The organism is Roseateles sp. P5_B10, assembly GCF_056400485.1.
Genome location: NZ_JBFULE010001239.1, coordinates 1 through 1,071, shown reverse-complemented (window position 1 = coordinate 1,071; position 1,071 = coordinate 1). Strand labels below are relative to the sequence as shown.

The following is a 1,071-nucleotide window of genomic DNA, read 5'->3' as shown; positions in this document are numbered from 1 at the left end:
CAGGGGTAGCAGGGGTCGGGCATCAACACCTCGTCGCCGCGCTCGAAGAGGGCCAGGCAGGCGAGCTGCAGGCCAGCCGAGGCGCCGGCCGTGATGGCGATGCGTTCGGGCGCGATGGCGAGGCCGAAGCGCTGGCCGTACCAGCGCGAGATGGCTTCGCGCAATGCGGGCAGACCGAGGGCATCGGTGTAGGGCGTCGGGCCCTGGGCCACGCGGGCCACGGCTTCACGGACCGCGGGCGCGGCGCCGAAATCGGGCTCGCCGACATTCAGGCGGATCATGTGCCGGCCGCCCAGCGCCGGATCGCACAGCGGCCCGGCCGCGACCCGGGCCGCGGCCTTGGCCAGCTCCATCACATAGAAGGGCTCGATGCGGTCGAGCCGCGCGGCCAGTTTCATCAGCGCTTCGTCAACGCTTGGCTGCGACCTCGACGGGGCGCAAGTCGCCCGCCGCGCGGTCCAGCACGCCGTTCACATATTTGTGCCCATCGGTGCCGCCGAAGGACTTGGCCAGCTCGACCGCCTCGTTGATGGCGACCCGGTAGGGGATGTCGACGCAGTGCTTGAGCTCGTAGGCGCCGATCATCAGGATGGCGTGCTCAATGGGCGAGAGCTCGGTGGTCTTGCGGTCGACGTGGCGCGACAGGATGGCGTCGAGATCAGCCGCTTCGTTGACGCAGCCAGCCAGCAGCGCGTCGTAGTGCTTCACGTCGAGCTTGGCATAGCCTTCCTGCTCACGGCCCAGGGCGGTGATGGCGCCGATGTCCTCGCCGGTCAGCAGCCATTGGTAGAGGCCTTGCACGGCGGCCTCGCGTGAGCGGCGGCGGGCGGACTTGGCGGGAGCGCGCTTGCCGCCAGGTTTGTTGGCCGTCTTCGTGGCGGTCTTGGGGGTGGAGGCGTTCACTCGATCTCTTTCAGCAGATTGGCCATTTCGACGGCGACGCGGGCAGCGTCGCGGCCCTTGGGTTCGGCGCGGGCCCAGGCCTGGGCTTCGTTCTCGACGGTCAGGATGGCGTTGGCGATCGGGATGCCATGGTCCAGGCCGACGCGGGTGACGGCCGCGCCACTCTCG

At 69.7% G+C, this 1,071-nt stretch carries 3 protein-coding genes; all 3 read right to left on the bottom strand.

Annotated elements, in window-relative coordinates; translation table 11 throughout:
- On the bottom strand, positions 1-398 hold a 398-nt coding region (locus AC1DU6_RS32405), incomplete at its 3' end, for an aminotransferase class I/II-fold pyridoxal phosphate-dependent enzyme (protein WP_477862334.1).
- A gap of 10 nt (positions 399-408) precedes the next feature.
- Positions 409-903, bottom strand: coding sequence for a transcription antitermination factor NusB (gene nusB / locus AC1DU6_RS32400; protein ID WP_457324769.1), 495 nt, complete (start codon positions 901-903; stop codon positions 409-411).
- A partial coding sequence (locus AC1DU6_RS32395) for a 6,7-dimethyl-8-ribityllumazine synthase (protein WP_477862336.1) occupies positions 900-1,071 on the bottom strand: 172 nt, incomplete at its 5' end. The genes AC1DU6_RS32395 and nusB, both read right to left, overlap by 4 nt.